The following is a 16292-nucleotide window of genomic DNA, read 5'->3' as shown; positions in this document are numbered from 1 at the left end:
CCGTCAATCAATAAAAAGGGCGCGGAACAGAATTCCGCGCCCTTTCATTTGTCTATCGCCCCTCAGCGGGTCGGCTTGTTATGCGCCTGAAACAGCACGCCCTTTTCACCGATCAGCACGAAGATGAGGCCGACGATGGAGACGGCGAAGAAGCCCGCCACCATGGGCAGCGCCGTGCCGTCGAAAGACTGGCCGATGGCCGCGCCGATCAGCGAGCCGCCGACGGTCCCCATGAAGCCCATGACGGACGATGCGGTGCCGGCGACGTGGCCGAGCGGTTCCATCGCCAGCGAGTTGAAGTTCGAGCCGATCCAGCCGAACTGGAACATGGCGAGCGCAAAGAACACGATGAAGATGGCAAAGGGCATCGGTTCCGGCCCCAGCACCTGCACCAGCAGCCAGACGAAGGTGATGGCGATGAAGCCGAGCAGCGAGCCGTGCGACAGCTTGCGCATGCCGAACCGGCCGACCAGCCTTGCATTGACGAAGGACGAGAAGGCCATGAACAGCGCCACGCCCGCAAAGGCCGCCGCAAACCATGCGCCGAGCCCGTAAATGCCCTTATAGACCTGTTCGACCGAGTTGATGAAGCCGAACAGCGCCCCGAAGATGAAGGTGCTGGAGAGCGTATAACAGAGCGCGATACGGTTGGTGAGCACGATCTTGAAACCGCCGAGGATGGAGCTTGCGGTCAGGGGGCGGATATCGTCCGGATGCAGGGTTTCCGGCAGGCGAAAATACATCCAGGCCGTCACCACGGCGGCAATGGCCGCCATGAAAGCGAAGATCAGGTGCCAGTCACCGAAAAACAGCACGATCTGGCCGGTGCCGGGCGCAATGACCGGCACGACCATGAAGACCATCATGATCAGCGACATGACTTCCGCCATCTGCCGTCCGCCATAGATATCACGCACGATGGAGACCGTGATGACACGCGTGGCCGCCGAACCGATGCCCTGAATGAAACGCAGCATCAGAAGCCCGGAGAAGGACGGTACGAAGACCACGGCTATGGCTGAAACGATGTAGATGGCGAGCCCGACGAACATCGGCTTGCGGCGTCCGAAACGGTCCGAAATCGGTCCGTACAGAAGCTGGGCGATGCCGAAGCCGAGAAGATAGGCGGAAATCACATATTGGCGGTGGTTTTCGTTTTCGACGCCGAGCGAGGCGCCGATTTCCTGAAGACCGGGCAGCATGATGTCGATGGCAAGCGCGTTCAGCGCCATCAGCATCGCGGCAAGCGCGATGAATTCCGTGCGCCCCATCGAGCCTGCGCGCGAAGCGGTGGATTGTGAAAGATTTGTCACAGGATTGCCCCAAAAAGAACGGCAAAGGCGTTGCATGAAGCAACGCCTGGCATAAATTTCTGACAATCAGGGTGGGCCGGATGAACCGGCCGAAATCAGGCCGCGCCGCGGACGCTGATACCCTGTTCTTGGAAGTGGTTTTGAAGTTCGCCGGACTGGAACATCTCTCTTACGATGTCACAGCCGCCGACGAATTCGCCCTTGACGTAGAGCTGCGGGATGGTCGGCCAGTTGGAGTAGTCCTTGATGCCCTGACGGATATCTGCATCGGCAAGCACGTTGATGCCCTTGTAGTCGACGCCGAGATAATCGAGGATCTGTACCACCTGGCCGGAAAAACCGCACTGCGGAAATTGCGGAGTGCCCTTCATGAAAAGAACGATGTCGTTGCTCTTCACTTCGCTGTCGATCATGTCGTGAATGCCGCTCATAGGCTTATTCCTTTCACATGCGGTTCAAGGCCGCTGCTTTCTGTTAGCCTCTAAATAACATGTCGCGGCGCGATTTCCACCCGGAAAGCGTAAAAAACTGCGGGTGTGGCATCGCTGATTGCAGCTCGAAGCTCGGGCTACCAGCGTGTCGTTCTCTTCGGGTAAGAAAAGTCGAGAACGATTTTTCCTATCCGCTCCCACCGTCTGAAGACTGATTGTATCAATACACCTGTTTCGCCTTCCGAAATATGGAATTCGCGAGCGTTGTCGAACGTTATGGCGCGCATGCCGCCCGGCAGCGAGCAATCGTCCTCACAGTCAATCTCCATTTCGCTATAGAAACTGTTCACTTCAATATCGAGAATTAATTTTGGACTTTTCTGGTCCACCAGGCGGCAGGTGTTGCCAGTTCTGCAGAAGGCTGTGCCGGATATCCGATCAGCACCATCAAGCTCCACGACGAAGCCGATCTTGATCTCTTTGCTGCTCTTAACCTCTGCGGCACCTTGTAACGGCCCCGAAATCGCCAGTAGTAAAACGGCGGGAAGCAGGGGGAGGCGATACATCATCGATATCGTTGTCTGCTGCGGGCGGCGGCGGTGCGCCTTTTGCTCACCTGCTTCTTGGCCGGCTTGGGTTTGATGGCGGCGTTGATCGCGGCTTCCAGAACCGAGCCGACGATGCCGCCGGCAAGCGAGCCGGTGCTTTTCGTCCGACGCGCGCGGCGCGTCTTGCGGATGCCGGTCTTGGTGAGGATTTCAGACAGCGCGCCCTTGACGACGCCGTTGAGTACTTGATCGACGATGCCAGACAAATTTCCCTCACCGATAAATAAATCACATTTCCGTCGCGATTTTTACTATACGTGCATCGCCCGCTGTATCAAGCGATCCTTTCGGGTGTCTCTAGCGCGCATTTGCTTTCTTCCGAAACGCAAAAGCGCGCTATCTCTTTGTTTTTACGCATTGTCCTGGGGTAAAAGCGATTGCGCTTTTACTGGAAATGCTCCGGCCGAAGGTTCATGCATGCCAGCCGTCAAGTCACGACTTGTTCTTTATTTCCCCGGTTTCGATCCGCTCGATGCGGCCGCCCATCATCTGCGTTACCAGCGGGCGGCGGCGCTCTCCGGCAAGACATGGAATGTCGATTATGCCGTGGGACCGCTGGAGAATGCGCCCGGGGGCGAAACATTCACGGTTGAGGCCTCGGCGGGCGAATGGCGGACCCGCTCCGACATTTTCGTTTACGACCATAATGCGGTGATATCGCAATTGCGGGATGCACCCGTCTGGCGGCAGATCTGGCTCGGTTTCAAGGCCGGAGCCGGCATTATAGCCGAGGGCGGCGCGGCGCGTTACTTCCGCCACGCCTGGCGTTTTGGGCTGTTCTTCATCTTTCCGTTCCTGCTGATGCTTGTCGGCGGCGCCCTTGCGGCGGCTATTGCCCTGTCGCCGTGGCTTTTCGCTTTACCTCTCTGGCTCTTGGCGATCAGCTTTCCCGTCGCCGCCCTGTTTTTCGTGAAGGCTTTCCTGCCGTTTGCGGAGCGGTTTCACACCCTGCATCTTTATGCGGACTGGCGGTTCGCGCTCGCGGTCGGCCGCGATGAGCCGATTGCCCGCGACTGGATCGAGGAGAGGGCGGCACTTGTTCTGACGGCGCTGGAGCAGCCCTCGGACGAGGTTCTGGTGGTTTCCCACAGCATGGGTGCCAGCCTTGCGCTTGCCGTGATCGGCCGCGTGCTGGAGCTGAAGCCGAATGCGCTGGATGGCCGGAAACTGTCCTTTGCGACCTTGGGCGGGGCGGCGCTGCAATGTGCGTTCCTGTCGAGCGCCGACCGGCTTCGCCAAAGCGTCGGCACGATTGCTCGTCACCCAGAGGTGACATGGTTCGATATCCAGTGCCTGACCGATCCTATTCATCTCTACCGATGCAATACCGTTGGCCTGACCGGTCACAGGGATGCGCCGCAGCCGAAGATCGTGCCGATCCGTTTCAAGCATTCGCTCTCGCCGGACCGTTATAAGAAGAACAAGCGCAACTTCCTGCGCATGCACCGGCAATATGTTCTGGGGCCGGACCGCAGATCCGGTTACGATTTTACCCTGCTGACGGCGGGGCCTTTGCCTGCCGCCTCTTTCGCCGCTCTGGATTCGCAGACGCCGCCCGTTTTGTAAGCGGCGACGACCCATTCGGCCGGACATTAAAAAAGGCCCGCGTGAGAGTATCACGCGGGCCTTGATTTATTCCGCAGGTTTCACGCTCTGCCGCAGGCGGGACAGAGACGGTCCGTTGCCGGAACCGCTTTCACGGGCGTTATCATTCGGGAGCCGAGGTCTGCAGGGCAAGAGCATGCAGAACGCCGCCCATATTGCCCTTCAGCGCGTCATAGACCATTTGGTGCTGCTGCACGCGGGTCTTGCCCTTGAATGCTTCCGCAACGACTTCCGCCGCGTAATGATCGCCATCACCGGCCAGATCGCGGATCGTGACCTTTGCCCCGGGAATTCCCGCCTTAATCATGTCTTCAATGTCGCCGGGTTTCATGGGCATGGTGCTTCTCCTTAATTCATTCTGCGGCGAGCAAAGTTTCGCCGTCCATGAATTGAGGGAACCACGATTCATAGGCCAAGTGCAATTCTTTAATCTCGACAGCCCGCGCCGTGCCCAGCTTTACGGTGGAACCGCCGGTAACGCCGATGACCGGGCAGGAAACGCCCGCCGCCTTCGCCGCAGTCTGCACCTCGTCGAGATCGGCCTTTTTGACCGTCAGAACGTAACGGCCCTGATCTTCGCCATAGAAGGTGAGGACCGGGTTGTGGCCTTCGACCGCGTCGATGGTCGCGCCGATGCCCGACGAAATCGCCATTTCGGCGACTGCAAGCGCCAGACCGCCCGAGGAGCAATCGTGAACGGCGGTGGCAAGACCGTCGGTAATCAGGCTGCGGACGAAATCGCCGTTGTTCTTTTCAGCGGCCAGATCGACATGCGGCGCCGGGCCATCGGTGCGGCCATGGATGTCGCGCATGTAAACCGACTGGGCGATGTGTGTGCCGAGGCCAACAGGTGCGCCGACGAGCAGCACCACTTCGTCAGCTGCGGCGAAACGGATGCGCGCCATGCGGCCCCAGTCCTTCAGCAGGCCGACGCCGCCGATGGTGGGCGTGGGCAGGATCGCCTGACCGTTGGTCTCGTTATAGAGCGAGACGTTGCCGGAAACGATCGGGAACTCCAGCACACGGCAGGCTTCGCCGATGCCCTTGATGGCATGGACCAGCTGGCTCATGATCTCGGGCTTTTCCGGATTGCCGAAATTGAGGTTGTCGGTGGCCGCAAGCGGCAGAGCGCCGGTGGCGGTGATGTTGCGCCAGCATTCGGCCACGGCCTGCTTGCCGCCTTCGAAGGGATCGGCCTCGACATAACGCGGTGTGACGTCGGAGGAGAAGGCGAGCGCCTTCTTGTCATGGCCTTCGACACGAACCACGCCGGCATCGCCGCCGGGAAGCTGCAGCGAATTGCCCTGGATCAGCGTGTCATACTGCTCGTAAACCCAGCGGCGCGAGGAATTGTTGGCCGAACCGACCAGCGATACGAGCGCATCCGCGATATCGGCGGCGGGGACGTCGTTTTCCACCAGCGGCGCAGGCACCTTGGCAGGCGTCCACGGGCGGTCATATTCCGGGGCCTGATCGCCCAGTTCCTTGATCGGCAGGTTGGCGACTTCCTCGCCATTGTGCAGCACGCGGAAGCGCAGGTCGTCGGTGGTCTTGCCGACGATGGCGAAGTCCAGACCCCACTTGACGAAGATCGCCTTGGCGACTTCTTCCTTGGAAGGCTCGAGAACCATGAGCATGCGCTCCTGGCTTTCCGACAGCATCATTTCATAAGCCGTCATGCGCTCTTCGCGCACCGGTACGGCGTTCAAGTCAAGCTCGATGCCGAGATCGCCCTTGGCGCCCATTTCCACGGCCGAGCAGGTGAGGCCGGCGGCGCCCATGTCCTGGATGGCGATGACCGCGCCGGTCTTCATCAGCTCAAGGCAGGCTTCCAACAGGCACTTTTCGGTGAAGGGGTCGCCGACCTGAACGGTCGGGCGCTTTTCCTCAATGGATTCGTCGAATTCGGCGGACGCCATGGTCGCGCCGCCGACGCCGTCGCGGCCGGTCTTTGCACCGAGATAAACGACCGGCAGGCCAACGCCCTTGGCTTCCGAAAGGAAGATCGCGTTGGACTTGGCAAGGCCGGCGGCAAAGGCGTTAACAAGGATGTTGCCGTTATAACGCGGGTCGAATTCCACTTCGCCGCCAACCGTCGGCACGCCGAAGGAATTGCCGTAACCGCCGACACCGGCGACGACGCCGGCCACGAGGTGGCGGGTCTTCGGATGGTCAGGCGCGCCGAAACGCAGGGCGTTCATGGCTGCGATGGGGCGAGCGCCCATGGTGAAGACGTCACGCAGAATGCCGCCAACGCCCGTTGCCGCGCCCTGATAGGGCTCGATATAGGACGGGTGGTTGTGGCTCTCCATCTTGAAGACGACGCAGTCGCCATCGTCGATATCGACCACGCCGGCGTTCTCGCCGGGGCCCTGAATGACGCGCGGACCCTTGGTCGGCAGCGTCTTCAGCCACTTCTTGGAGGACTTGTAGGAGCAGTGCTCGTTCCACATGGCCGAGAAGATGCCAAGCTCGGTAAAGCTCGGCTCCCGTCCGATCAGGTCGAGGATACGCTGATATTCGTCGGGCTTCAGCCCGTGGGATGCAACGAGTTCCGGGGTGATCTTGATGGAGTTTGGAATCGACATAGGTCTCACGCGGTTCGAGCCGAGGAAAGTTTCCGGTTCTTTAGCGCAAGAGGCTCGATGGTGCGACAGGAAAATGCGCGGTTTTACCCGCAAAACGCTGCTTTCTTGGCTTCTTCAGAACCTGTAGCCGACCATAAGGCCTACGCGCGTGAGCCCGTCATTCGGGCCGTCGCACAGATTGGCGTGTGATGCATGCTCGATCTGGGTCGAAATATTCCAGTTATTATCGAAACGATAGCCGATCGCCGCATATTCGTGGAAAAGCACCCGGCAGCCGAATTCCGCACTGGTTTCGCCGGCGCTGTTTCTCAGCTTGCCATCGTGCCAGAGGCCGCCAAAACCGAAATCGATAAAGATCTTCGGGTTGAGATCGAAGGTCCAGTTGACGCCGCCGTAAATGGTATTCGCCGAGCCCTCAGTGCCGATCTCGCCGCCGATATGCAGCCGCGGGCGGGAGAGCTTTTGGCCGAGCGTTACCGCAGATGCACTGGCGAAGGGATCAAAATAGGCGGTGAAGGCCGGGAAGATGCCATCCTCACCGCCATTGTCGCGATTGGAAATCGAGGTGGTTGCGCCGAAGCGCAATTCGTCGAAGACGGTGCCTTCCGCAGCAGTGGCGGGCATGATGCCGATGAAGACACATGCCGCGAGAAGGATCGCCAGCGCGAAACACGCCCTCATACATGTGGAACCGAATGCTGCCATCGAATCATTCCCCACCTCGAATTGCGGAAAGGATGGCAGGTTTGTCGGCGTGGTAAATGATAAGTTACTGAATTAAGCCGGGTGTTGCAGGAAAGACTCTCTGCCCTCTAGGCAACGCTTTCGTAACCGGCGGAGCCGTTGTCGAGAAGGTGGCGCAGGATGCCGAGGGCATGGGTCAACTCTTGCTGGTTCGATGGACCGGAAAGGCTGACGCGCACCCGATGGAAAACCTTGTCGGTGCGGCCGGCCTTGAACTCATCCTCGTCATCTATCAGCACGCCTTCTTTCATCGCCGCGTTTCGGAACGTGCCGGAAAGCCAGGGTTCGGGCAGTCTCAGCCACAGGAAGGCGATATCGGGCAGCGAATTGAAATCCAGTCCGGCGAAGGCCCGCCGGGCAATCGCCTCCCGCTCATTGATCTCGGCGATACAATCCTTGCGAATGTCGTCGGCGTCGCCACTATTGACGAGGCGCGCATTCAGTTCGGCCAGCATGAAGGGCAGGCCGCCCGTCATCATCGAGTGGGAAATACGGATGCGCGAGGAATATTGCGCGGGGCAGGCGACCCAGCCGCCGCGCACGCCGGCGGCGACGGATTTCGACAGGCCGCCGACGACGAAGGTAATGTCGGGCGCAAATTCTGCGATCAGCGGGATCGCATCGCGCGTCATCGCGCCATAAAGATTGTCCTCGACGATCCACACGCCGTAACGACGGGCGATATCGGCAATCGCGCGGCGGCGCTCTTCCGGCAGGGTGGCGCAGGTCGGGTTCTGGCCGGCCGACATCAGGAAGATCATCTTGGGGTGCTGCTGGGCGCAGACGCGTTCGAAATCATCCGGGACAATGCCGTTCTCATCCGCCTCCACAAGCGTCACCCGCCGTCCGGCAAGTGTGGCGCTGCGGCTGATGTGGGAATAGGTGACGGGTTCGAAGACGATGCGGTCGCCCGGCGCGGTCATCGCCGACATCACGCTCATCACCGCCGCATGGGCGCCAAGCGTCGAAACGATGTTTTCCGGCTTCGGCGACCAGCCGTTCTGGGAAAGCCAGCGAACGCCCGCCATGCACCAGTTGTCGGGAAAAGAGCGGGCATAATTGGTAATGTCCCGGGGATGCTCTCTGGTCACGGCCTCGATGTGCCTGGCGATCAGCACGCTCTGGCCGACATCCGGCGCAGCAGTGGTGTTCAACCGGAATTCGGCGCTGGTATCGACGGCATGGCGCGTGCTGCCGAAGGCGGCCGTTGCCGGCTCCATGGGCAATGACGGGGCAGGGGTCTTGCGCTCATTGACATAGGTGCCGCGCCCGACCTCACCGCTGACGAGGCCGCGCTCATGGATCAGCGCATAGGCCCGGCTGATTGTGCCGATTGTCACACCGAGATCGTAAGCAAGATTGCGCTGCGGCGGCAGTTTCGAGCCGGCCTGCAGGGTGCCGTCGGAAATCGCGCCTTCGATACTGTCGGCGAGGCGCAGGTAAATCGGGCCGTCGCCCTCGGTAATGTCGGGAAGCCAATTTGTCATGGTGACAATTTATGCATTGTATCTATCCTCAAGTCAATTGTATTTATTGTCTGCATTGAATGAGGCTAAACGCACGGAGACAATAGGTGCAATATGCGCAAGATGGATCAATACCTTTCGACAGCGGATACACTCTATCCTGATGGCTACGAACGGGAACGCGTGTTCCGCGATGCCGGCGACATGGTCGCACCGGCGCCCTTTCCGGCCAGGATCGCCCGCACGCTTATTGGTCGCCTGATTGCGGGCATATCCTCATGGCAGCGGAAACGTCAGGGGCGCTTCGCCCTGCGGGAGCTTTCGGACGATCTGCTAGACGATATCGGCGTTACGCGGGATGAAGCCTTGAGGGAGGCGGCAAAATCCCGGCTCTTCTCCTGGCCGCCGCGGCCCCTTTGATTTTTTGTCGGAGAGCGGCGCCTTCTTTCCCCGGCGCCAAGCAGCCATTCGGCAACCCGCCACGCCAATCCCAACCGGCGCTGGCGGGTTTTTTTATGCCGACCGCGTTCTCACGGGGTGCCGGTGCCTGTGGATCAGCAGCCTTTGCCGCCGTTCGCCCAGCGCTTGACGTCGGTTGCGATGCGGCCGGAAAGGGCTTCGTTCATCACGGGGCCGAAAGCATCGAGCTTTGCCGGGTTGCCTTCTGCCTGAACCACCAGCATGGGGCGCGATTCCGGGCTGTTGCGCGGCACGAGCAGGATGCGCGGACGGCCGGAGAAGGAGTTGAGTTCCGGCGCCAGGCGATAGGCCTTGAACGCCGCGTCGCCCGATTTGAACCAGCAGGCATTCGCGCCAAGCGCGATCCGTTCCATGGTCGGCAGGGCCGCGCGGGAGACGGAGGAGGAAGGCTGCGGTTTCGGCTGGCAGGCAGCGAGTGCGGCGGCAGCGAGGATCAGTCCGGTTGCTTTATAGGCATCGTATCGAAGAATGCGGGGCATCAGGTCATCCAGAAGAAGAGCCGAAACATAGCCGGAAGCCGGCATCAAAAAAGGCGGGCTTGAAACCCGCCTTGGTCTATCAGGCTGCGATGACGCCAAGCGCCGAAGCGAAGAGGCCGCGGCCGTCATTGCCGCCATGGGCGGCTTCGATCAGGTTTTCCGGGTGTGGCATCATGCCGAGAACGTTGCCCTTGGTGTTGATGACGCCTGCAATGTCGTTCAGCGAGCCGTTGGGATTGGTGCCCTCGGCATAACGGAACACCACCTGGCCGTTGCCTTCAACCGACTTCAGCTCATCCGCATCAAGGAAGTAGTTGCCGTCGTGATGGGCGACGGGGCAGCGCAGGATCTGGCCCTTGTCGTAAGCGCGGGTGAAGTCCGTGTCGTTATTGGCGACTTCGAGCTTCACTTCGCGGCAGACGAATTTCAGCGAGGCGTTGCGCATCAGCGCGCCCGGCAGCATGCCCGCCTCGACCAAAATCTGGAAGCCGTTGCAGACGCCGAGAACCTTGACGCCCTTTTCGGCCTTTTCACGAATGGCCTGCATGACCGGCATGCGGGCGGCGATGGCGCCGCAACGCAGATAGTCACCATAGGAGAAGCCGCCCGGGATGACGATCAGGTCGACGTCGGGAATATCCGTTTCCGTCTGCCAAATGGTGACGGGCGCGCTTCCGGAGATTTTCGTCAGCGCCGCGATCATGTCGCGGTCGCGGTTGAGGCCGGGAAGTTGGACGACAGCGGATTTCATCGGAGCGGCTCCTGCGGCTTTAGAGGATGGCGATGGCGTAGTTTTCGATGACCGTGTTGGCCAGCAGCTTTTCGCACATTGCCTTCAGGTCGGTCTCGGCCTTGGCCTTGTCGGCGCCTTCCAGCTCCAGGTCGAAGACCTTGCCCTGACGGACATGGCCAACGCCACCGAAACCGAGGCTGCCGAGCGCGCCTTCGATTGCCTTGCCCTGCGGATCGAGAACGCCGTTCTTCAGCGTAACAGTCACCCGTGCCTTGATCACCTGATCTTCTCCTGATTTTACCCTTGCGGTGTCGATATTATTTCACGAGGCCGATATTACTTCACGAGGACAGGGCCGGTGCCGCGGATCGGTTCGTTTTCATTGATGATGCCGAGACGGCGCGCGACTTCGGAATAGGCTTCGAGAAGCCCGCCCATGTCGCGGCGGAACAGGTCCTTGTCCATCTTTTTCTGGGTTTCGATGTCCCACAGGCGGCAGCTATCGGGCGAAATCTCGTCGGCGAGGATGATGCGCATCATGTCGCCTTCGAAAAGGCGGCCGCATTCGATCTTGAAATCGACGAGCTGGATGCCGACGCCGAGGAATAAGCCGGACAGGAAGTCGTTGACGCGGATGGCGAGCGCCATGATGTCGTCGAGCTCGGCGGGGTTGGCCCAGCCGAAAGCCGTGATGTGCTCTTCGGAGACCATCGGGTCTTCGAGCTCGTCGGACTTGTAATAGAATTCGATGATGGAGCGCGGCAGAACCACACCTTCCTCGATGCCGAGGCGCTTCGACAGCGAGCCGGCAGCGACATTGCGCACGACGACTTCGAGCGGGATCATCTCCACTTCCTTGATCAACTGCTCGCGCATGTTGAGGCGGCGGATGAAGTGCGTGGGAATGCCGATCTTGTTCAGATGCGTGAAGACGTATTCGCAGATACGGTTGTTCAGCACGCCCTTGCCGTCAATGACTTCATGCTTCTTCTTGTTGAAGGCGGTCGCATCGTCCTTGAAGAACTGGATAAGCGTGCCTGGCTCCGGACCCTCGTAGAGGATCTTGGCCTTGCCTTCGTAAATACGGCGGCGACGGTTCATAATTGCAGGTCTCTTGGTTGACGCCGATTCTGGTGGCGTTGCGTTTGGTCTTTGAAGCGGTCCCATAAAGGAAAAGAGTGCATTCTACAATGCGGCTCGCATATTTCCCTTCAATTCTTGTGACAGGCCGGGGAAACGGCTGGGCCATGAAATTAGGCTTCCGGGGCCGATCGAAGAGGAGGCGGTCCGCAGGGCCGGCGCCGTCAGGGCTCGACAGCCTTCAGCCGGCTCAAAAACTGCGCGAAGACCATACCGCCTTCCGGCCACGGACCATGGCCGGACTCGGTGTTGATATGGCCGGACATGCCGGCGTCGATCAAAAGCGAGCCCCAGGCGGCGGCAATGTCATCGGCATGTTCATAAGAGCCGAAAGGATCGTTGCGGCTGGCGATGGTGATCGCCGGGAAAGGCAGCGGATCGCGCGGGTAAGGCCCGAACGTCATCAGGTGCTTCGGCCGGATATCGGGATTGGCGACATCGGGCGGCGCGACGAGCAGCGCGCCGGACACTTTCCTGCCGATTTCCGGTAGGGCATGGATGACGGTCGGCACACCAAGCGAATGGGCGACGAGGACGATGGGTCTGGTGGAGGCATTGACCTCTTCCACCAGCCGGGCGACCCAGTCTTCCTTCACGGGTTTGGACCATTCGGCCTGCTCGACGCGGCGGGCGGTGGAAAGCTTGCGCTCCCAGCGGCTCTGCCAGTGGTCGGGGCCGGAATTGGTATAACCGGGGACGATCAGGATATCTGCTTCTGAAACTTTCATGCGCCCATATCTGTGTTGCGATGCCGCCGCGATCAAGGTCGCGGCGGCATTAACTTCAAGGTCTCAAACTCAGCTCAAGTCTCAGGCGTTGCCGAAGACGCGGGTGAAGATCGTGTCGACATGCTTGGTGTGGTAGCCGAGGTCGAACTTTTCGCGGATCACCTCTTCGGGAAGTGCGGCGCGCACTTCCTCGTCACCCAGCAGCTCCTCAAGGAAATCGGCGCCCTGTTCCCAGACCTTCATGGCGTTGCGCTGTACCAGACGGTAAGCGTCTTCGCGCGATACGCCGGCCTGCGTCAGCGCCAGGAGAACGCGCTGCGAATGCACGAGGCCACGGAACTTGTTCATGTTCTTCAGCATGTTGTCCGGATAGATCACCAGCTTCTCGATGACACCGGCCAGACGGTTCAGCGCGAAATCGAGCGTGACAGTGGTGTCGGGGCCGATGGCGCGTTCGACGGAGGAGTGGCTGATATCGCGCTCGTGCCACAGAGCCACGTTTTCCATGGCCGGGACGACCGACATGCGTACCAGACGGGCAAGGCCGGTCAGGTTTTCGGTCAGAACCGGGTTGCGCTTGTGCGGCATGGCGGACGAGCCCTTCTGGCCGGGAGAGAAGAACTCTTCCGCTTCCAGAACCTCGGTGCGCTGCATGTGGCGGATTTCGATGGCGACGTTTTCAATCGACGAGGCGATGACGCCGAGGGTTGCGAAGAACATGGCGTGGCGGTCACGCGGGATGACCTGCGTGGAGACCGGCTCGCGGATGAGACCGAGCTTGGCACAGACATGTTCTTCGACGCGCGGGTCGATATTGGCGAAGGTGCCGACGGCGCCGGAGATCGCACCCGTGGCGATTTCCGCACGGGCATTAACGAGGCGCTCACGGTTGCGGTGCATCTCGGCATAGAAGCGGGCGAAGGTGAGGCCCATGGTGGTCGGCTCGGCATGAATGCCGTGGCTGCGGCCGATGCGCACCGTGTTCTTGTGTTCGAAGGCGCGGGTCTTCAGCGCCGCCAGCACCCGGTCCATATCGGCGAGCAGCAGATCGGCGGCGCGTACGAGCTGGATGTTGAGCGTGGTGTCGAGCACGTCCGACGAGGTCATGCCCTGATGCACGAAACGGCTGTCGGGGCCGACAAATTCGGCAAGATGGGTGAGGAAGGCGATGACGTCATGCTTGGTGACGGCTTCGATCTCATCGATGCGGGCGACGTCGAAGGTGGCGCTGCCGCCCTTTTCCCAGATGGTCTGGGCAGCGGACTTCGGGATAACGCCGAGTTCGGCAAGTGCGTCACAGGCATATGCCTCGATCTCGAACCAGATGCGGAACTTTGTTTCCGGCGACCAGATGGCGACCATTTCCGGCCGGGAATAACGAGGGATCATGGCAATGACTTTCTTTGTGGAGGAAATTTGCTGCCCGTTTAGCAAAGTGTTCCGGTAATCTCAATCTATCAAGCTACATGCCTCCGTTGCGCACGTCGGCAGAGGATTGCGCCCGCAGGCAGGAGCGGAACGATGGCAAAGGGAAAATATAAGCCAGGGCCGAGAATGCAGAACTGGTAAATCGCGCCGAGCGATGTGAAGAGCTGCTGGAAAAACCAGATGCGGGAGAAGGCCGGCGCGTGCCATTGCGCATAAAAAATACGGTACTCGAAAGCGAAAAACGCCGCCGCAACTGCCAGCGTGAAAAAAGCGATGGCAAGACAGGCCGCCGCAAAACGCAGCGGCAGGGCGGCGGAAGCAGGGAGAAGGTGCAGCGCCGCCATGGCCAGCAGCCAGCCGAAGAGGCCGCCCGCGAAGAAAAGCATGATGATGTCGGCGGCATGGTCGGTTTCCAGCCGGTTCCTGACATAGAGGCCGATAGCGGCGGCGGCGCTGGAACAGACGGCCCAGACAAGCGCGCCGAGCAGCGGAAACAGCGCTGCCGAGGCCGTGTCCCGGAAACTCCGCCTGTCGCTTTCCATGCCGATCCCCCAACGCCTTGCCGTGCGCCCTTCGGCGGCGGCGGTTATGTCCGCGCGGCTTCCGCTGCGTGGCGCAGTTGCGCGACCGTCTTGCGGTAGTCGGCAACGCCGTCGCCCTTGAAGATGGCCGAGCCGGCCACCAGCGCATTTGCACCGGCGGCAACGATCGCGCCTGCGGTTTCCGCCGTCACGCCGCCATCCACTTCGAGTTCGATCGGCCGGTCGCCGATCATGGCCTTTGCCGCGCGGATCTTGTCCAGCATGGCCGGAATGAACTTCTGCCCGCCGAAACCGGGGTTGACGCTCATGATCAGGACGAGATCGACGTCATCAAGAACGTTTTCGATAACTGAAAGCGGTGTTGCGGGGTTGAGCGTCACGCCGGCCTTTCTGCCGAGCCCGCGGATCGTCTGCAGCGAGCGGTGCAGGTGAGGCCCGGCTTCGGCATGCACGGTGATGCTGTCGCAGCCCGCCTTGGCGAAGGCTTCGAGATAGGGATCGACGGGCGCGATCATCAGATGGCAGTCGAAGAACGCCATGCTGTGCGGCCGCAGCGCCTTGATGACATCCGGCCCGAAGGAGATATTGGGGACGAAATGGCCATCCATCACATCGAGATGAATCCAGTCCGCGCCCGCTTCCGTGACATCGGCGACTTCCTGTCCGAGCTTGGCGAAATCGGCAGCCAGAATGGACGGGGCTATGCGGATGGGCAGGGACATGGGGCAAACTCCTCTCGACGCGTTGCGTAAGCTGCCTTTAACACCAAGTATCGGGGTTTGAAACGGCCGGTCGCGCGGTTGCCGGCGGTTTTCAGCTGCGTTTCCTCGAATTTTCGGCGGCGCGGGTTTCGCCTATTGTCTTTCAGCCTTGTCCGCCGGTTCGAAGCGCTGGCCGTTCCATCGCTGCAGGCGATAGGGATTGTCCGAAAGATCATGCGACGGGTTGAAACCGAGATCGCCGAGAACGGTTTTGAAAAGGGTGCCGCCCGCCAGTATCTCCGGCGCGGGTTTCGACTGCGCCTGTGTGGCTTCCGCAAGGGCGGCGGTGAGTTCCGCTGCCGCATAGGCCGGCAGGACATAACCTTCCGGCTCGATGCCGGCGCCGCGCAGTTCGCCGGCAACCGCCTGGGCCGATGGCAGGGTATCATAGGCCGGGCGGGTGACCGCCAGCACATTCGCGGCCAAGGGGACCGGATTATTGGCCGCATTCATGGCATCGCCGCCCATGACGGTGAGGGGAATGTTCTCCGACCCGGCGTCTCTGGCAATGATGGCGACGTCGTTGCGTTCCGCGCCGACGAAGACATGGGAAATGCCGGTGCGCGCCAGCCGGCGCACCAGCGCCACCTGCTGTTCCTGGTTGGGACGCATCGTATCGGCAAGGGTGGGCTTCAGACCGTTTTCCTCGAGCGACGAGCGGATGCGGTCGACCAGCTCGCGGCTGTAGATCGTGCCGTCATCCACAAGTCCGATGGAATGTCCCTTCCAGTCGCGCAGGATGATCTCCGCGATCCTGTCCGATTCGGCCCTGTCTGACGGGGCGAGGCGAAAGAGCGGCCAACCGTATTTCAGGGCGTCTTCCATCAGGATCGGCGCGCGGCTGGATAGCGTGATGGCGGGAATGGCGGCCGCTTTCAGCGGTGGCAGAACATCCTGAAGCGTTTCGGTGCACAAGAAACCGATTGCGGCGCTGACCTTGGCGGCCACGAGGCCATCGGCAATGGCGCCGCCGCTGCCATCTTCGCAGCTTTCATGGATTTCGACGACATCCAGCCCGAGCTTTGCCGCCGCCGCCTTCGCACCCTGCCGTACCTGCTGCCCCAGAAGTTCGTAAGGACCGCTCTGGGGCGCAACAATGCCAATCGATGCCGCGCTTGCTGAGCCCGCAAGGGCAAAACCGGCGATGATCGTTAGCAGGCGAAGTGAAAGCATGACGTGATAGAAATCCTGTTGTCCCGGTTTGATGTTTATCGGCAACAACCGGTTTTCCAAAGGAAAAATACGC

The 16292-nt window shown here is 60.6% G+C and carries 19 protein-coding genes; 2 read left to right on the top strand and 17 right to left on the bottom strand.

The genetic code is table 11. The features are described 5' to 3' along the window. Positions 1 to 62: 62 nt before the first annotated feature. From AGR7B_RS08925 to AGR7B_RS08910, 4 genes are all read right to left on the bottom strand, one after another. On the bottom strand, positions 63 to 1271 hold the full coding sequence (locus AGR7B_RS08925) for a multidrug effflux MFS transporter (RefSeq protein ID WP_065655211.1): 1209 nt from the start codon (positions 1269 to 1271) through the stop codon (positions 63 to 65). Between the two features lie 137 nt (positions 1272 to 1408). Further along, entirely contained in the window at positions 1409 to 1744 is a 336-nt protein-coding gene (grxD, locus tag AGR7B_RS08920; RefSeq protein WP_003520429.1) for a Grx4 family monothiol glutaredoxin, read from the bottom strand. Positions 1745 to 1881: 137 nt separating this feature from the next. Continuing rightward, on the bottom strand, positions 1882 to 2313 hold the full coding sequence (locus tag AGR7B_RS08915; protein ID WP_078052776.1) for a hypothetical protein: 432 nt from the start codon (positions 2311 to 2313) through the stop codon (positions 1882 to 1884). Continuing rightward, positions 2310 to 2558 carry a hypothetical protein gene (locus AGR7B_RS08910; RefSeq protein ID WP_078052777.1) on the bottom strand — a complete coding sequence of 83 codons (249 nt, stop codon included), beginning with the start codon at positions 2556 to 2558 and terminating at the stop codon, positions 2310 to 2312. The genes AGR7B_RS08915 and AGR7B_RS08910 overlap by 4 nt, the downstream gene beginning before the upstream one ends. 211 nt (positions 2559 to 2769) lie before the next feature. Between AGR7B_RS08910 and AGR7B_RS08905 the strand changes: the two genes are divergently transcribed. Next, positions 2770 to 3918, top strand: a complete 1149-nt coding sequence (locus tag AGR7B_RS08905) for a hypothetical protein (protein WP_078052778.1) — start codon at positions 2770 to 2772, stop codon at positions 3916 to 3918. Between the two features lie 142 nt (positions 3919 to 4060). On the opposite strand, the gene AGR7B_RS08900 is transcribed toward AGR7B_RS08905, so the two are convergent. From AGR7B_RS08900 to AGR7B_RS08885, 4 genes are all read right to left on the bottom strand, one after another. Next, the gene (locus AGR7B_RS08900; protein ID WP_003507909.1) at positions 4061 to 4294 is read right to left on the bottom strand and encodes a BolA/IbaG family iron-sulfur metabolism protein; all 234 of its coding nucleotides are present in this window, start codon (positions 4292 to 4294) and stop codon (positions 4061 to 4063) included. A 16-nt stretch (positions 4295 to 4310) separates the two neighbouring features. Further along, positions 4311 to 6545 (bottom strand): phosphoribosylformylglycinamidine synthase subunit PurL, encoded by a 2235-nt coding sequence (purL, locus tag AGR7B_RS08895; RefSeq protein ID WP_080856493.1) that lies wholly within the window; start codon positions 6543 to 6545, stop codon positions 4311 to 4313. 114 nt (positions 6546 to 6659) lie between these two features. Further along, entirely contained in the window at positions 6660 to 7250 is a 591-nt protein-coding gene (locus tag AGR7B_RS08890) for an acyloxyacyl hydrolase (RefSeq protein ID WP_080856492.1), read from the bottom strand. Between the two features lie 107 nt (positions 7251 to 7357). Continuing rightward, entirely contained in the window at positions 7358 to 8776 is a 1419-nt protein-coding gene (locus tag AGR7B_RS08885) for an aminotransferase-like domain-containing protein (RefSeq protein WP_080856491.1), read from the bottom strand. A 93-nt stretch (positions 8777 to 8869) separates the two neighbouring features. On the opposite strand from AGR7B_RS08885, the gene AGR7B_RS08880 reads away from it, so the two are divergent. Then, on the top strand, positions 8870 to 9175 hold the full coding sequence (locus AGR7B_RS08880) for a DUF1127 domain-containing protein (RefSeq protein ID WP_080856490.1): 306 nt from the start codon (positions 8870 to 8872) through the stop codon (positions 9173 to 9175). A gap of 134 nt (positions 9176 to 9309) precedes the next feature. Here the strand turns inward: AGR7B_RS08880 and AGR7B_RS08875 are convergent, their stop codons facing one another. The 9 genes from AGR7B_RS08875 to AGR7B_RS08835 form a co-directional block, all read right to left on the bottom strand. Continuing rightward, complete coding sequence (locus AGR7B_RS08875) at positions 9310 to 9714, bottom strand: hypothetical protein (protein WP_065655218.1); 405 nt, start codon at positions 9712 to 9714, stop codon at positions 9310 to 9312. Positions 9715 to 9793: 79 nt separating this feature from the next. Beyond that, the gene (gene purQ / locus AGR7B_RS08870; RefSeq protein WP_065655203.1) at positions 9794 to 10465 is read right to left on the bottom strand and encodes a phosphoribosylformylglycinamidine synthase subunit PurQ; all 672 of its coding nucleotides are present in this window, start codon (positions 10463 to 10465) and stop codon (positions 9794 to 9796) included. 19 nt (positions 10466 to 10484) lie between these two features. Beyond that, a complete protein-coding gene (gene purS, locus AGR7B_RS08865; protein WP_003507918.1) occupies positions 10485 to 10727 on the bottom strand; it encodes a phosphoribosylformylglycinamidine synthase subunit PurS in 243 nt (80 codons plus the stop codon). A gap of 56 nt (positions 10728 to 10783) precedes the next feature. Continuing rightward, positions 10784 to 11548, bottom strand: a complete 765-nt coding sequence (gene purC / locus AGR7B_RS08860; RefSeq protein WP_003520440.1) for a phosphoribosylaminoimidazolesuccinocarboxamide synthase — start codon at positions 11546 to 11548, stop codon at positions 10784 to 10786. 203 nt (positions 11549 to 11751) lie between these two features. Further along, positions 11752 to 12315 (bottom strand): alpha/beta hydrolase, encoded by a 564-nt coding sequence (locus AGR7B_RS08855; RefSeq protein ID WP_080856489.1) that lies wholly within the window; start codon positions 12313 to 12315, stop codon positions 11752 to 11754. Positions 12316 to 12396: 81 nt separating this feature from the next. After that, positions 12397 to 13704 (bottom strand): adenylosuccinate lyase, encoded by a 1308-nt coding sequence (purB, locus tag AGR7B_RS08850; RefSeq protein WP_080856488.1) that lies wholly within the window; start codon positions 13702 to 13704, stop codon positions 12397 to 12399. Between the two features lie 68 nt (positions 13705 to 13772). Then, positions 13773 to 14285 (bottom strand): hypothetical protein, encoded by a 513-nt coding sequence (locus AGR7B_RS08845; protein WP_080856487.1) that lies wholly within the window; start codon positions 14283 to 14285, stop codon positions 13773 to 13775. A 44-nt stretch (positions 14286 to 14329) separates the two neighbouring features. Next, the gene (gene rpe / locus AGR7B_RS08840) at positions 14330 to 15007 is read right to left on the bottom strand and encodes a ribulose-phosphate 3-epimerase (RefSeq protein WP_003520447.1); all 678 of its coding nucleotides are present in this window, start codon (positions 15005 to 15007) and stop codon (positions 14330 to 14332) included. Between the two features lie 132 nt (positions 15008 to 15139). Continuing rightward, positions 15140 to 16219 carry an ABC transporter substrate-binding protein gene (locus tag AGR7B_RS08835; RefSeq protein ID WP_080629445.1) on the bottom strand — a complete coding sequence of 360 codons (1080 nt, stop codon included), beginning with the start codon at positions 16217 to 16219 and terminating at the stop codon, positions 15140 to 15142. Positions 16220 to 16292 lie beyond the last annotated feature (73 nt).

This window comes from Agrobacterium deltaense RV3, from assembly GCF_900013505.1.
GTDB classification, from domain to species: domain Bacteria; phylum Pseudomonadota; class Alphaproteobacteria; order Rhizobiales; family Rhizobiaceae; genus Agrobacterium; species Agrobacterium leguminum.
The sequence above is the reverse complement of the archived record's forward strand: the minus strand, read 5'-3'. Positions and strand labels throughout refer to the sequence as shown.

Coding starts and splice junctions, on each gene's coding strand:
- AGR7B_RS08880 (WP_080856490.1), top strand. CDS start 8,870: ATGCGCAAGATGGATCAATACCTTTCGACAGCGGATACACTCTATCCT.
- AGR7B_RS08835 (WP_080629445.1), bottom strand. CDS start 16,219: ATGCTTTCACTTCGCCTGCTAACGATCATCGCCGGTTTTGCCCTTGCG.
- AGR7B_RS08905 (WP_078052778.1), top strand. CDS start 2,770: ATGCCAGCCGTCAAGTCACGACTTGTTCTTTATTTCCCCGGTTTCGAT.
- AGR7B_RS08885 (WP_080856491.1), bottom strand. CDS start 8,776: ATGACAAATTGGCTTCCCGACATTACCGAGGGCGACGGCCCGATTTAC.
- purL (WP_080856493.1), bottom strand. CDS start 6,545: ATGTCGATTCCAAACTCCATCAAGATCACCCCGGAACTCGTTGCATCC.
- AGR7B_RS08845 (WP_080856487.1), bottom strand. CDS start 14,285: ATGGAAAGCGACAGGCGGAGTTTCCGGGACACGGCCTCGGCAGCGCTG.
- AGR7B_RS08915 (WP_078052776.1), bottom strand. CDS start 2,313: ATGATGTATCGCCTCCCCCTGCTTCCCGCCGTTTTACTACTGGCGATT.
- purB (WP_080856488.1), bottom strand. CDS start 13,704: ATGATCCCTCGTTATTCCCGGCCGGAAATGGTCGCCATCTGGTCGCCG.
- AGR7B_RS08875 (WP_065655218.1), bottom strand. CDS start 9,714: ATGCCCCGCATTCTTCGATACGATGCCTATAAAGCAACCGGACTGATC.
- purQ (WP_065655203.1), bottom strand. CDS start 10,465: ATGAAATCCGCTGTCGTCCAACTTCCCGGCCTCAACCGCGACCGCGAC.
- AGR7B_RS08925 (WP_065655211.1), bottom strand. CDS start 1,271: ATGGGGCGCACGGAATTCATCGCGCTTGCCGCGATGCTGATGGCGCTG.
- AGR7B_RS08890 (WP_080856492.1), bottom strand. CDS start 7,250: ATGGCAGCATTCGGTTCCACATGTATGAGGGCGTGTTTCGCGCTGGCG.
- purC (WP_003520440.1), bottom strand. CDS start 11,548: ATGAACCGTCGCCGCCGTATTTACGAAGGCAAGGCCAAGATCCTCTAC.
- grxD (WP_003520429.1), bottom strand. CDS start 1,744: ATGAGCGGCATTCACGACATGATCGACAGCGAAGTGAAGAGCAACGAC.
- rpe (WP_003520447.1), bottom strand. CDS start 15,007: ATGTCCCTGCCCATCCGCATAGCCCCGTCCATTCTGGCTGCCGATTTC.
- AGR7B_RS08900 (WP_003507909.1), bottom strand. CDS start 4,294: ATGCCCATGAAACCCGGCGACATTGAAGACATGATTAAGGCGGGAATT.
- AGR7B_RS08855 (WP_080856489.1), bottom strand. CDS start 12,315: ATGAAAGTTTCAGAAGCAGATATCCTGATCGTCCCCGGTTATACCAAT.